Annotated in this window: 12 protein-coding genes; 7 read left to right on the top strand and 5 right to left on the bottom strand. The window is 69.5% G+C overall.

Annotated features, from left to right (window positions below; genetic code table 11):
* Positions 1-30: 30 nt before the first annotated feature.
* From AB0O93_RS02030 to AB0O93_RS02020, 3 genes are all read right to left on the bottom strand, one after another.
* A complete protein-coding gene (locus tag AB0O93_RS02030; protein ID WP_353998196.1) occupies positions 31-981 on the bottom strand; it encodes a carbohydrate ABC transporter permease in 951 nt (316 codons plus the stop codon).
* Positions 978-1,973: a sugar ABC transporter permease gene (locus tag AB0O93_RS02025; protein ID WP_363340012.1), complete on the bottom strand. Its 996-nt coding sequence runs from the start codon at positions 1,971-1,973 to the stop codon at positions 978-980. The genes AB0O93_RS02030 and AB0O93_RS02025 overlap by 4 nt, the downstream gene beginning before the upstream one ends.
* A 114-nt stretch (positions 1,974-2,087) precedes the next feature.
* On the bottom strand, positions 2,088-3,416 hold the full coding sequence (locus AB0O93_RS02020; RefSeq protein ID WP_363340010.1) for an ABC transporter substrate-binding protein: 1,329 nt from the start codon (positions 3,414-3,416) through the stop codon (positions 2,088-2,090).
* A gap of 239 nt (positions 3,417-3,655) precedes the next feature.
* Between AB0O93_RS02020 and AB0O93_RS02015 the strand changes: the two genes are divergently transcribed.
* Both AB0O93_RS02015 and AB0O93_RS02010 read left to right on the top strand, forming a co-directional pair.
* Positions 3,656-4,693 carry a LacI family DNA-binding transcriptional regulator gene (locus tag AB0O93_RS02015; RefSeq protein WP_363340008.1) on the top strand — a complete coding sequence of 346 codons (1,038 nt, stop codon included), beginning with the start codon at positions 3,656-3,658 and terminating at the stop codon, positions 4,691-4,693.
* A 12-nt stretch (positions 4,694-4,705) separates the two neighbouring features.
* Positions 4,706-4,840 (top strand): hypothetical protein, encoded by a 135-nt coding sequence (locus tag AB0O93_RS02010; protein ID WP_363340006.1) that lies wholly within the window; start codon positions 4,706-4,708, stop codon positions 4,838-4,840.
* Between the two features lie 11 nt (positions 4,841-4,851).
* Here AB0O93_RS02010 and rplL read toward each other — a convergent pair whose 3' ends face one another.
* Together rplL and rplJ are read right to left on the bottom strand one after the other, a co-directional pair.
* Complete coding sequence (gene rplL, locus AB0O93_RS02005) at positions 4,852-5,244, bottom strand: 50S ribosomal protein L7/L12 (protein ID WP_363340004.1); 393 nt, start codon at positions 5,242-5,244, stop codon at positions 4,852-4,854.
* Positions 5,245-5,286: 42 nt separating this feature from the next.
* On the bottom strand, positions 5,287-5,802 hold the full coding sequence (gene rplJ, locus AB0O93_RS02000) for a 50S ribosomal protein L10 (protein WP_053548093.1): 516 nt from the start codon (positions 5,800-5,802) through the stop codon (positions 5,287-5,289).
* Positions 5,803-6,136: 334 nt separating this feature from the next.
* On the opposite strand from rplJ, the gene AB0O93_RS01995 reads away from it, so the two are divergent.
* The 5 genes from AB0O93_RS01995 to AB0O93_RS01975 all read left to right on the top strand — a co-directional run bounded on the left by AB0O93_RS01995 (position 6,137) and on the right by AB0O93_RS01975 (position 12,274).
* Positions 6,137-7,183, top strand: coding sequence for an iron ABC transporter substrate-binding protein (locus AB0O93_RS01995; protein ID WP_363340002.1), 1,047 nt, complete (start codon positions 6,137-6,139; stop codon positions 7,181-7,183).
* A 74-nt stretch (positions 7,184-7,257) separates the two neighbouring features.
* A complete protein-coding gene (locus AB0O93_RS01990; RefSeq protein ID WP_363340972.1) occupies positions 7,258-8,766 on the top strand; it encodes an ABC transporter permease subunit in 1,509 nt (502 codons plus the stop codon).
* Positions 8,763-9,785: an ABC transporter ATP-binding protein gene (locus AB0O93_RS01985; RefSeq protein WP_363340000.1), complete on the top strand. Its 1,023-nt coding sequence runs from the start codon at positions 8,763-8,765 to the stop codon at positions 9,783-9,785. Before AB0O93_RS01990 ends, AB0O93_RS01985 begins: the two co-directional genes overlap by 4 nt.
* 67 nt (positions 9,786-9,852) lie before the next feature.
* The gene (locus tag AB0O93_RS01980) at positions 9,853-10,524 is read left to right on the top strand and encodes a YqaJ viral recombinase family protein (RefSeq protein ID WP_236967480.1); all 672 of its coding nucleotides are present in this window, start codon (positions 9,853-9,855) and stop codon (positions 10,522-10,524) included.
* A gap of 112 nt (positions 10,525-10,636) precedes the next feature.
* Positions 10,637-12,274, top strand: a complete 1,638-nt coding sequence (locus AB0O93_RS01975; protein ID WP_363339998.1) for an MDR family MFS transporter — start codon at positions 10,637-10,639, stop codon at positions 12,272-12,274.
* The last annotated feature ends 4 nt before the right edge of the window (positions 12,275-12,278 follow it).

Below are 12,278 nucleotides of genomic sequence, written 5' to 3'. Positions count from 1 at the left end.
GGCCCCTCCTTTCGTGTTCGTGCGTGTCGGCTACTTCACCGAGCCCGCGGTGAGGCCCCGGACGAAGTAGCGCTGCAGGGCGAAGAAGATCACCAGCGGGACGATGAGCGTGATGAACGAACCCGCCGCCACCCGTTGCCAGCCCTGGCCGTACTGACCGAGGAGCGTGTACAGCCCCTGGGTCAGGACCTGGTTGGGTCCGGACTGGATGAAGATGTACGCCACGAGGAAGTCGTTCCACACCCACAGGAACTGGAAGATCGCGAACGACGCCAGCGCCGGCACCGACATCGGCACGATCAGCCGCCAGAAGATCTGGAAGTGCGTCGCGCCGTCCACCCGCGCGGCCTCGATGAGCGAGACCGGGAGGGTCTGCATGTAGTTGCGCAGGATGTAGATCGCCAGCGGCAGCGCGAAGGTCGAGTGCACGATCCACGCCGCCGGGTACTGACCGATGATCTGGATGCCGGTGGTGTTCCCGAACCACACGAACAGCTGCAGGATCGGGATGATCGCCAGCTGGATCGGCACGACCATGAGGCCGAGCACGATGGCGAAGTACACCTCCTTGAACTTGAATTGGAAGAAGGTGAAGCCGTAGGCCGCCATCGCCGCGACCATGATCGGCAGGACCGTGGCGGGGATGGTGACGGCGACGGAGTTCCAGAACGTCTGGCTGACGTTGAGGGCCTCCCACGCCTGGGCGAACGGCTCGAACGTCCACTGCGTCTGGAACGGGTTGAGAAGGGCCGACCACCACCCGGTCGCCTCGACCTCCGACCGCGGGCGGAGGCTCGTCACGGCCAGTCCCACGAGCGGGAACAGCCAGGCGAGGGCGATCACGCCCATGATGATCGTGATCAGGACGTGCGGCTTCTTCTTGTCGCCCGTGCGCTCGCGCTTGCGCGACGCCTTCTCGACGTTGACGACCTCGCGGCGGCCGTCGTCGTCGACGACCGGGGTCGGGATGGCGGCGCTCATCGGAGTTCCTCCTGCGACTTGTAGCTGCGGACTTGGTAGACGATCAGGGGCACGACCGCGATCATCAGGACCACGACGACCGCCGCGGCCTTACCCGGGTTCTGGAAGCTGAACAGCTGGTTGTAGAAGTCCACCGCCAGGACGCTGGTGTTGTACTGGCCGCCGGTCATCGCGTAGATGATGTCGAAGATCTTCATCACGAAGATCGTGATCGTGACGAACACCGCCAGGATCGTGCCGCGGATCTGCGGGACGATGACGCTGAAGAAGAGCTTCCTCTCCCCCGCACCGTCGAGGCGGCCCGCCTCGATCGTCTCCTCCGGCACCCCCTTGATCGCCGCCGAGAGCAGGACCATCGCGAATCCGACCTGGAGCCAGATCGCGATGAACATGATGAGGAAGCTGTTCAGCCGACCCGCGTCGAGGGTGAGCCACGGCACCGGATCCTGACCGGTCACCGAGGTCCAGATCGCGTTCAGCAGGTAGATCTGCGGGTTGCCGGGAGGGGCGTAGAAGTAGATGAAGCGCCACGTGACCGCGGCCGCGACACCCGAGATCGCCATCGGCAGGAAGATCATCGCCTTGAAGGTCGTCTCGCGTTTCTTGCCGAGCTTGTCGGTGAGGACCGCGACGAGGAGGCCGATGAGGACGGCCCCCGCCGGCACCACGAGGACCCACAGCAGGTTGTTCAGCAGGATGCCGAGGAAGCTGGAGCTCGTGAACAGGTCGATGTAGTTGTCGAGTCCGACGAACGTGGCACCTTCGCCGCGTCGCTGACTCTGCTCCATGAAGCTCTCCACGAAGGTGCGGATCGCCGGGTAGAGCAGGAACACCGAGACGAGGATGATCACGGGGAACAGGAAGACGTACGGCAGGAGCCGCGCCTTCCACTTGTCATTCGTCCGTTCGACGAGCCAGTTGAGGCTGAAGAAGATCAGGAACGACACCGTCAGTCCGAGGACGACGGAGAGTAGAGCACTGAGAATGGCCATCGATACCGCCTGACGTCATTGTGAGGGTGAGGGAGATGCTAGCGGGGAGCGGTGCCGGTTGACGAGAGCCGGCACCGCTCCCCGCTGAATCACTCGGTGAGGTGGTGCGATGGATTACCGCGGCCAGGAGGCGTCGATGTTCTGGAACGCCTGCTCCATGGTCTGCTGTCCCGCGAACCAGCTGGTGAGCTCGGTCCACTCCGTGCCGGAGCCGACTTCACCCGGCATCTGGTCGGACGCGTCGAAGCCGAACAGCTCCGATGCGGCCAGCAGCTCCTGGGCCTTGACCTGGAACTCCGTGGTGTAGAACGACGTGTCGAAGTCGTTGTGGGGCGAGAGGAAGATCGCCTGGCTGGCGTAACCGTTCGTCCCGAACTCGGCACTGGTGATGTACTCGACCACCGCGGCGGTGGCTTCGTTGTTCGTGAAGGCTCCGACCAGGTCGCCGCCGCCGAGCATCGCCGTCGGGGTGCCGTCGGGCGACGGCAACTGGAAGAAGTCGATGTTGGACAGGTCGCCGTCGGCGATCTGGGCCTTGATGTCCTCGGGGAAGAAGTCCGCGATGAACGATCCCTGACGCATCATGAAGCACTGGCCGTTGTCGATGCCCTCGACGAACAGCTGGTTGCCGGCGGTCTGGAACGACGTGGTCGCCGCCGCGGGCCCGCCGCCGTTGACCTTGCCCTCTTCGAGCAGCTCGGTCGCGACCTTGTCGCCGGCCTCGTTGACCAGCGGGCTGTCGAAGAGCACGTCACCGGCGATCCAGGCGTTGTACTCGTCGAGGCCGCCGTAGCGGAGGACGTATTCCTCGAGCCAGTCGGTGGCCGGCCAACCGGTGGCGGCACCGGACTCCAGGCCCACGCACCACGGGTAGCCGAGGCCTTCGTCCATGATCTGCTGCTGCAGGGCCGTCATCTCGTCGTCGGTGGTGGGCACTTCCAGCCCCGCCGCCTCGAACGCCGCCGGGTTGTACCAGACGAGCGACTTGACGTTGATCGAGTAGGGCAGGCCGTAGGTCTCGCCGTCGACCTGAGCGATCTGACCGAGGCCGTTGGCCTGGTCGGCGGTGATCGCCTCGACGTCCAGCCCGAGCTCCTCCAGCGGGTAGAGGCTGTTGGTCTGGCTCTTCAGCACGCCCGGCTGCGGGTAGATGGCGATGTCCGGCGGGTTGCCGGCGGTCGCACGGGCGACCACGGCGGTCTGGAAATCGGTGTTGCCGTCATAGGTGACGGTGATGCCGCTGGTCTCCGACCACGCGTCCAGGTCGGCCTGGAACGCGGCGGCCTGAGCGTCGGTGAAGGCGCCCATGATCGAGACGGTCTGGCTGTCGCCGCCGCCCCCGTTGTCGCCTCCGCCGCCGCCCGAACAGGCGGCCAGAGCCATGCCGACGACCCCCAGGCCGACGACCGGCACCAGGATCCGCCGGTGCTGTGACATTCCCATGTGATGCTCCTCCTCGAGTCACGTTCTGCGCAACGGCCCCGTGTCGGGAACCGTTCCCACACACGGTAGACGAAACATCGGCGTCCGCACAACCGCGAAGAATCACAAAACGATAAAGGCCCGGAATTCCGCGGCTTCGAAGACGATGATCGGACGGGAACCGCTCCCACTTTCCGCCCGCCTTCGCTATGCTGTCCCCGAACGGACGCACGGTGGCGTCGGAAAGGACGGACTCGACGGTGAGCGGTATCTCGGAAGTCGCGCGACGCGCCGGCGTGTCGAAATCGACCGCCAGCCGCGCCCTCGGCAGCACCGGCTACGTCTCCGACGACACCCGCGAACGCGTCGCCCGCGCCGCCGCCGAACTCGGCTACGTCCCGTCGACCAGCGCCGTGAGTCTCGCCACCGGGCGTACGAAGAACATCGGCGTGGTCATGCCCTACCTGAACCGCTGGTTCTTCGCCGAGGTGCTCGAGGGGATCCAGGAGGCCCTGCTCGAGCACGGCCTCGATCTCACGCTGTACGACGCCAATCCGGGCAGCGAGGGCCGCGCACGTATCTTCGACGACTACCTCGCCCGGAAGCGGTTCGACGGCCTCATCGCCGTCGGACTCGAGCCCGACCACCGCGAACTGGAGCGGCTCGTCGCCATCGGGCGCCCCATCGTCAGCGTCGTGGGCTCCGGTGAGACGACGACCCTCGTCGCCATCGACGAAGAGGATGCCGCGCGCCGAGCCACCGAGCACCTGCTCGCCCTCGGACACGAGCGGATCGCCTTCCTCGGCGGGCGCCCCGATCAGCACTGGGCCCAGGTGGACCGACGCAGGCTCGGCGGCTACACCTCGGCCATGGAGGACGCGGGCCTCGGCGCCGGCATCCGCCACATCCACTCCGACGTCACGCTCCCCGGCGGATATGCCGCGGCCGTGAACGTCCTGGGCGATCTCCGCGAGCGCCCGACGGCCGTCGTGGCCACGTGCGACGAGGTCGCCATCGGCGCCATCATCGCCGCACGGCGACTCGGCGTGCAGGTCCCCAGCGCCCTCTCGGTCATCGGGATCGACGACCACGAGTACGCGGAGATGTTCTCCCTCACCACCCTGAAGCAGGACCCGCGCGCGCAGGGACGCGCCGCCGTCGATCTCGTCCTCGCCCACCTGCAGGACCCCCACCGGCCGCACTCGATCGTGCGGCAGCGGGCGACGATGGTCGTGCGCAGCTCGACCGCCCCCCTCGCCCCCGACCGTTCCGCGGCCGTCACCGACGCCCGGGCATGACAGAAGCCCCGGATGCCTGAGCATCCGGGGCTTCTGAACAAACGTCAGCGAATCACGCCCGTGATCCGCCTCTCCGATCTCGATACGACGGCTTCGCCGTCACTCGATCTGATCCGCAGGCGCATCAACGCTGCTGCGCAGCATTGATCCGCCTCGGATCACTTGAGGGTGACGGTCGCGCCGGCCTCTTCGAGCGAAGCCTTGGCCTTCTCGGCGGTCTCCTTGTTGGCGCCCTCCAGGACGGCCTTGGGGGCACCGTCGACGACGGCCTTGGCCTCGCCGAGGCCGAGCGAGGTGAGCTCGCGGACGACCTTGATGACCTGGATCTTCTTGTCACCGGCGGCATCGAGGACGACGTCGAACGAGTCCTTCTCCTCCTCGGCGGCGGCGTCACCGGCTCCACCGGCGGGGGCGCCGGCAGCGGCGACCGCGACCGGGGCGGCGGCGGTGACGTCGAAGGTCTCCTCGAACGCCTTGACGAACTCGCTGAGCTCGATGAGCGTGAGCTCCTTGAACGCGTCGAGCAGCTCCTCAGTGCTGAGCTTTGCCATGATGATTCTCCTTGTTGGGTGGGTTTGTCAGCCGGGCCTGTCTCAGGCCGCGGACTCCTGCTTCTCGCGCAGTGCGTCGACCGTGCGAACGGCCTTCGACGGCAGTGCGTTGAAGACGTAGGCCGCCTTGGTCAGCGAGGCCTTCATCGCACCGGCGAGCTTCGCCAGCAGGACTTCACGGGTCTCGAGATCGGCGAGCTTGTTGACCTCTTCAGCGGTCAGGGGGTTTCCGTCGAAGAAACCGCCCTTGATGACCAGAAGAGGGTGTGCCTTGGCGAAGGCGCGCAGACCCTTCGCGACGGCGACCGGGTCACCGTGCACGAAAGCGACGGCCGACGGACCCTTGAGGTCGTCGTCCAGCGCCGTGATCCCCGCGTTGTTCGCGGCGATCTTGGTCAGCGTGTTCTTCACCACGGCGTATTCCGCGTCCTGACGGATGGTGTTGCGAAGCTCCTTGAGCTCGGCAACCGTCAAGCCGCGGTACTCGGTCAGCAGAACGGCGGTCGAGTCCTCGAAATTCTTCGTGAGCTCGGCGACCGATGCTTCCTTCTGCGCCATGGCCACTCCTTGTGTATGCGAGACACTTCGCGATGGCGAAGCGCCGGCCGACGGCATCCGGCGTCTCCCAGCTCGGAAAACGAAAAAGCTCCGGCGCAAGCGCACGGAGCTGAGGGACGGAAGTCCGGTTCGTGACACCTGCGCGGGCCCCTGTTTCCAGAGCTTCGATCGCCTCACGCTCTCACGCACGACGATGACCGGCGGTCTTCGGTTGGAGACAGCCTACGACAGCACGGGGAGTCCGCCAAATCGTGCCGACCGGCACATGGTTAGGCTAACCTAACAACGACGCGTTGCGCGTTGCGCCCCCTCCCCTGACGAAGGACGATCCGCCATGCCCTCTCGCCGCTCCCGCCTGACGCCCCTCGCTCTGCTCGGCGCCGCTGCGCTGACCCTCACCGCCTGCGCCGGTGGGAACGCCCCGGCCGAGACGGCGGACGAGACCACCGAGGGTCCGCGCACCCTGACGGTCTACTCGGGCCGCGATGCCGAGCTCGTCGACCCCCTGATCGAGATGTTCGAGGAGCAGTCCGGCATCACCGTCGAGGTCCGCTACGCCGGGACCACGGAACTCGCCGCGCAGCTGCTCGAAGAGGGCGAGCGCACGCCCGCCCAGGTCTTCCTCTCCCAGGATGCCGGGGCCCTCGGCGCCGTCGCGGAGGCCGGGATGTTCACGACCCTGCCGGTCGAGATCACCGAACTCGTCCCCGCCGAGTACACCTCCACCGACGACTCGTGGGTGGGCCTGACCGGCCGGGCCCGCGTCATCGCCTACGACAGCGAGGAGTACACCGCCGACGAGATCCCCGGCGACGTCCTCGAGCTGACCGAGCCGGAATGGGCGGGGAAGGTCGGGATCGTTCCGAGCAACGCCTCCTTCCAGGCGTTCGTGACGGCCCTTCGCGTCAGCGAGGGCGACGAGGTCGCCCAGGAGTGGTTGGAGGGCCTCGTGGCGAACGACTCCCCGGTCTACGCCCGCAACGGCGAGCTGCTCGAAGCCGTCAACGCCGGCGCCGTCGACCTCGGCCTCATCAACCACTACTACTGGGCCCGCTCTGAGCAGGACCCCACGACGCTGCGCGCGCAGCTGAAGTTCGGCGACCCGGGCTCGATCTCCGCCCTCGTCAACGTCACGGGAGCCGGGATCCTCACCGGCGCCGCCGACTCGCCCGAAGCGGCCGAGTTCGTCGCGTTCCTCGTGTCCGAGGACGCCCAGACCTACTTCCTCGAGGAGACGTTCGAGTACCCGCTCGTGGGCGACCTCCCCGGCCCCGAGGGCGTGCCCGCCCGCGACGAACTGGGCGGCCCCGACATCGACCTCTCCGACCTCTCCTCGCTGGACGAGACCGTGGCGATGATCACCGCGGCAGGGCTGCTCTGACCACCGTCATCTCCTCTCCGCGACGCGCCGTCGAACGCGGGAGTGCGCCCGCGCGGCGTGCTCCCGCGTTGCTGGTGCTCGCCGCGGCGCTGGTCGCCGCGGCGGCGGCCGCGCCGCTGGTCCAGCTGCTCACCCGGGTGGTCGGCGGCGGCGCGGAGGCCGCGGCATCCGCGCTGCTGCGCCCGCGGACCGCGGCCCTCCTCGCCGACACCCTCGCCCTGACGGCGACGGTGAGCGTCCTCGCGCTGGCGCTCGGCATCGCCCTCGCGACCGCCGCCGTTCGGGTGCGCCTCCCCGGCCGCCGGCTGTGGTGGATCGCCCTGTCCCTCCCGCTCGCGGTGCCGAGCTACGTCGGCGCCTTCGCGTGGACGGCGACCTGGCCGACGGTGGACGGCTTCTGGCCGCTGGTGATCGTGCTCACCTTGTGCAGCGTGCCGTACGTGACACTGCCGGCGATGGCGGCCCTGTCCACCCTCGACGACGGGCTGGTCGACGTCGCCCGCACCCTCGGCCGCGGGCGGGTGCGGGTCTACGTCACGGTCGTGCTCCCCCACGTCCTCCCGGCGGCGGCAGCCGGCGCCCTCCTGGTGGCGCTGTACGCACTGTCGGATTTCGGAGCCCCCGCGATCCTCCGCGTCGAGACGCTCACGACGGGCGTCTACGCGCAGTTCAGCAGCGGATTCGACCGGACGCTGGCCGCCACCACGGCCCTGCTGCTCGCCGCCGTGGCCGTCGTGTGCGTCGCCGGCGAACGGCTCATCCGCCCGCGGACCGTCCGTACCCGGACCACCGCGTCCGCCCGCCCCGCGGTGAAACTGGGCCGCGCGGGCACCGCCGCGACCATGACGGCCCTCACCGCCGTCACCGCGGCGAGCGTGCTCTTCCCGGTCGTCGCGCTCGGGATCCGGATGCTTCGCAGCGACCGCTACGCCTCCTCGCCGGTCGACCTCGCGGGGGCCCTGGGGACGACCGTCGGCATCTCCGCGCTCGCCGCGACCGTGGCGGTCGCCGTCGCCCTACCGGTCAGCATCCTCGCCGCGCGGTACCGCGGCGCGCTCGTCACGGGGCTGGAGTCGGTGTCCTATCTCGGCCACGCCCTCCCCGGCGTGGTGGTCGCCCTGGCGCTGGTGACGCTCTCCCTGCAGTTCTTCCCCGGCGCCTACCAGAGCGCCCTCGTGCTCCTCGCCGCCTACGGCATCCTGTTCCTGCCGAAATCGATCGGCGCCTCCCGCGCGGCGATCACGCAGGTCCCGGAAGAGCTCGAGGAGACCTCGCGCACCCTCGGCCGCGGTCCGGTGCGCACCTGGCTGCGCGTCACGCTTCCCGGCGCGCTGCCGGGCATCCTCGCGGGATGGGTGCTCGTGGCCACCGCCGTCGCCAAGGAACTGCCCGCCACCCTCATGCTCCGCCCCATCGGGTTCGACACGCTCGCCACGGAGCTGTGGAGCAAGACCTCGCTCGGCGCGTACGGCGCGGCCGCCCCCATCGGGGTGCTCCTGATCCTCGCCGGCATCGCACCCGCCCTCCTCCTCACGCGCGGACTGGAGCGGCGCCGGACGACGTCCGGGAGAATGGAACCGTGACCACCCGAGTCGAGAAGGCCCGCGCCGCGTACGCGGACCACGACGTCCTCCACGACGTCGACCTCGACATCGGCGCCGGCGAGCGCGTCAGCGTCCTCGGCCCGTCCGGCAGCGGGAAGTCCACGCTCCTGCGCGTGATCGCCGGCCTCCACCCCCTCCGCTCGGGACGCGTCGTGATCGACGGCGAGGACGTCACACACCGGCCCCCCGAGTCCCGCGGTATCGGCCTCGTCCCGCAGGAGGGGGCGCTGTTCCCGCACCTCGACGTCGCCGCGAACATCGGCTACGGCATCCGTGGGTTGCGCCTTCGCAGCGCGCACCGCGACTCCCGCGTCCGGGACCTTGCGGAGGTCGTCGGCCTCGGCGACCTCGTGCGGCGTCGACCGCACGAACTCTCCGGCGGGCAGCGCCAGCGCGTGGCCGTCGCCCGCGCCCTCGCGCACGAACCGCGCCTGGTGCTCATGGACGAGCCCTTCAGCGCCCTCGACGCGGGTCTTCGGCAGCAGGTCCGCGACGACGTGGCCCAGATCCTGCGCGACCGCGGGGTGGGTGTGGCCCTGATCACCCACGACCAGGAGGAGGCCCTCTCGCTCGGCGACCGCGTCGCCGTGCTCCGGGCGGGCCGGATCGTGCAGGTGGGGACGCCGCGGGACGTCTACACGGCACCGGCGGATGCCTGGACCGCCCGCTTCCTCGGCGAAGCCCTCATCCTCCCCGCCGAGGCCCACGGCGACCGCGCGACGTGCGGACTCGGCGACATCGCCCTGTCGGCACCCGCGCGGGGCTCCGTGTCCATCGTCCTCCGTCCCGAGCAGATACGACTGCACGCCGCGGACGGTCACGCCGGCTCGGGCGAGGTGAGCCGCATCCGTTACTTCGGCCACGACGCACTGGTCGACCTGCGATTGGACGCCGGCACGGATCTCACCGTCCGCGTGAGGCCCGACATCGACGTCGCGCCGGGCGAGCGCGCCGCCGTCTCGGTGCGGGGAGTCGCGGCCACCCTCCCGCCCGAGTGAGCAGCGCAGCCGGCGGGACCGGGTGTCGCGTGCGATGCGAGCGCGGGGTCCGGGTTAGCCTCGAACGGTGACTCCGGAACTCGCCGCCCGTATCGTCGCGGACTCCCGCGATCGGGTCGCGTGGGTCCGCGCACGCTCGCGCGGGATCACCGCGACGGATGTCGCCTCCCTCACCTCCGAGCGATCGATCGCACGCGCCGCCGACGCCAAGCTCCTCGGCTCCGGCTTCTCGGGCAACGCCTACACCGCGCACGGTCGGGCACGTGAACCCGAGATCGCCGCGTGGGTGGCGGCGACGCACGGCATCCAGCCCTCCTCGGCGCTGTTCCACGCCGTCGTCGAGAAGCGTCACCTCGCAACGCCCGACGGTGTCGGACTCGATGCCCGCGGACGCGTGGTCCTCGCCGAGATCAAGACGACCAACAAGTCCTGGCGGTCCATCCCCCGGACGTACCTCCGCCAGGTGTGGTGGCAGCAGCACGTGCTCGGCGCCGAGCGGACGCTCGTCGCGTGGGAGCAGCACGACGGGTTCGTCCCGATCGACGACGAGCCCCGATGCGCGTGGGTCGACCGCGACGATGCGGAGATCGCCGGGCTGGTGCGCCTGGCCACCGCGCTCATCGACGAGCTCTACCACCGGACGACGCACGGCCGGAGCGCCGTCGCGGCGAACGCCGCCGCCGCGGAGCGCCGACGCGTCGCGCGCGAGCCGTACCGCGCCCTCGCCCTCGCCGACTGACCGCCGCGGCCGCCCTTCGCCGGTTCCCTCGCAGGGGAATAGTTGACGTGTATCAAGCATTTCCTTATTGTTGACTTAGATCAACAGTTGACCCAGATCAACGAAGGATGCCATGGCCACCTCTCCCACCCCCACCACCCCGTCCGTCCTGCGGCCGCTGTCCGGCCTGCTGCTGGGCATGTTCGTGTCGATGCTCGCCTCGACGGTCGTCTCCACCTCGCTCCCGGTGATCCTCCACGATCTCGAGGGCGATCAGTCGGCCTTCACGTGGGTGGTCACCGCGACGCTCCTCACCACGGCGATCTCGACGCCGATCTGGGGAAAGCTCGCCGACCTGTTCCCCCGGAAGCTCCTCATCCAGATCGCCATCGTGATCTTCGTCCTCGCCACGGCCGCGGCGGGCTTCTCGCAGACCCCGGAGATGCTCATCGCGTTCCGCGCCGTGCAGGGGATCGGCGCGGGCGGCCTCGCCGCCCTCAGCCAGGTGATCATGGCCGACATCATCAGCCCGCGCGAGCGCGGGCGCTACATGGGGCTCTTCGGCGCCGTGATGGCCGTCGCCACCGTCGGCGGCCCCCTCCTCGGCGGCGTCATCACGGACACGCTCGGGTGGCGGTGGAACTTCTTCGTGGCCCTCCCCTTCGCTCTCGCGGCCCTCGTCATCCAGCAGCGCACCCTCCACCTTCCGAGCCACGCCGCCCGGCGCGTCCGCATCGACTACCTCGGCATCGTCCTGCTCTCCACGGCCGTCTCCCTGCTCCTCGTCTGGATCACCGGCGCCGGCTCCACGTTCGACTGGTGGAGCATCGAGACGCTGCTGATGGCGGGAGGCGCGGTCGTCGCCGGCATCCTCTTCGTTCTGGTCGAACTGCGGGCCCGCGAGCCGCTCGTCCCGCTGGACCTCTTCCGCGATCGCACTTTCACCCTCGCGACCGTCGCCTCGATCTCGACCGGCATCGCGATGTTCGGCACCTCGGTGTTCCTCAGCCAATACATGCAGATGGCGCGCGGGGCCACCCCCACGGAGGCCGGACTCATGACCATCCCCATGATCGCCGGGCTCCTGGTCGCCTCGGTCGTCGTCGGCGCGCTCATCAGCCGGTTCGGGCAGTGGAAGCCGTACCTCGTCGCCGGCTCGCTCCTCCTCACGGTCGGGGGCTTCGCCCTGTCGACCATCGAGTACGACACGAACTTCGCACTGGTGTCGCTGTACATGGTGCTGCTCGGCGCCGGCGTCGGCATGACGATGCAGAACCTCGTCCTCATCGTCCAGAACACCGCCGACCCGCGGCGCATGGGGGTCGCCAGCTCCGGCGTCACCTTCTTCCGGAGCCTCGGCGGGACCGTGGGGGTCTCCGTCATGGGCGCCGCGCTCGCGAGCTCGGCCACGGGCCTGCTCGCCGACCGCCGGTCCGATCTCGCGAGCGCGATCGAAGGGCTCGGCGCCCGCGGCGCGGAGGTGGCGGCGCAACTGCAGTCCGGCACGATCCCCCAGGTCTCCGCGCTCCCCGAGAGCGTCCGCGTGATCATCGAGGACGTCTACGCCCAGGCGATCTCGCACTCGTTCCTGCTGACCGTCCCGGTCGCGGTCCTCGCCGTCCTCGCGATCGCGTTCCTCCCGAACGTGCCGCTGAACCGCATGACCACCCGCGAGCGGGCGCACGCGCTCGAAGCGGACCTGGCCACCGTCAGCGTCGACACGGGCGTCGTCCCCGCGGCACCGCGCGCCGCCGGACGCGCCGCCGAGTAGGGTC

It is taken from the genome of Microbacterium sp. NPDC077184, from assembly GCF_040687055.1.
Taxonomy (GTDB): domain Bacteria; phylum Actinomycetota; class Actinomycetes; order Actinomycetales; family Microbacteriaceae; genus Microbacterium.
Note: the sequence above shows the minus strand (reverse complement) of the source record. Positions and strands in the feature narration are given on the sequence as shown.

What these genes read in the sequence shown, in the direction of transcription:
- AB0O93_RS02010 (WP_363340006.1), top strand. Translation starts at nt 4,706, where the DNA reads ATGCCTGAGCATCCGGGGCTTCTGAACAAACGTCAGCGAATCACGCCC.
- rplJ (WP_053548093.1), bottom strand. Translation starts at nt 5,802, where the DNA reads ATGGCGCAGAAGGAAGCATCGGTCGCCGAGCTCACGAAGAATTTCGAG.
- AB0O93_RS02030 (WP_353998196.1), bottom strand. Translation starts at nt 981, where the DNA reads ATGAGCGCCGCCATCCCGACCCCGGTCGTCGACGACGACGGCCGCCGC.
- AB0O93_RS01995 (WP_363340002.1), top strand. Translation starts at nt 6,137, where the DNA reads ATGCCCTCTCGCCGCTCCCGCCTGACGCCCCTCGCTCTGCTCGGCGCC.
- AB0O93_RS01975 (WP_363339998.1), top strand. Translation starts at nt 10,637, where the DNA reads ATGGCCACCTCTCCCACCCCCACCACCCCGTCCGTCCTGCGGCCGCTG.
- rplL (WP_363340004.1), bottom strand. Translation starts at nt 5,244, where the DNA reads ATGGCAAAGCTCAGCACTGAGGAGCTGCTCGACGCGTTCAAGGAGCTC.
- AB0O93_RS02020 (WP_363340010.1), bottom strand. Translation starts at nt 3,416, where the DNA reads ATGGGAATGTCACAGCACCGGCGGATCCTGGTGCCGGTCGTCGGCCTG.
- AB0O93_RS02025 (WP_363340012.1), bottom strand. Translation starts at nt 1,973, where the DNA reads ATGGCCATTCTCAGTGCTCTACTCTCCGTCGTCCTCGGACTGACGGTG.